1 protein-coding gene is annotated in these 381 nt (G+C 71.9%); it reads left to right on the top strand.

Annotated features, from left to right (window positions below; genetic code table 11):
* Positions 1-32 precede the first annotated feature (32 nt).
* The coding region (locus C7C46_RS30975; RefSeq protein ID WP_181442630.1) for a GTP-binding protein at positions 33-381 on the top strand (349 nt) is incomplete at its 3' end.

Here is a 381-nt window from a genome sequence, read left to right as displayed (position 1 = left end):
GACCAAGCGGGTGCTGCTGGAGAGGGTGCTGGGTGGACTTCGCAAGCTCTGATGCCGTTCCCGGGGTCCCGCTGGTCGCGGGCTCGGCAACGTCCACCAAGATCGTGGTGGCGGGCGGCTTCGGTGTCGGAAAGACCACGTTCGTCCGGTCGGTCTCCGAGATCCCGCCGCTGACCACCGAGGCGGTGATGACCGAGGCCGGCGCCGGGGTGGACGACGCCAGTGCCGTGCCGCAGAAGAAGTCCACCACGGTGGCGATGGACTTCGGGCGGATCAGCCTGGCGCCGGACCTGGTGCTCTACCTGTTCGGCACCCCCGGGCAGGGGCGGGTCTGGTTCATGTGGGGCGACCTGGGGGGCGGGGGGGGGGGCGCGGGGGGGG

It is taken from the genome of Streptomyces tateyamensis, from assembly GCF_003205575.1.
GTDB lineage: Bacteria > Actinomycetota > Actinomycetes > Streptomycetales > Streptomycetaceae > Kitasatospora > Kitasatospora tateyamensis.
Note: the sequence above shows the minus strand (reverse complement) of the source record. Positions and strands in the feature narration are given on the sequence as shown.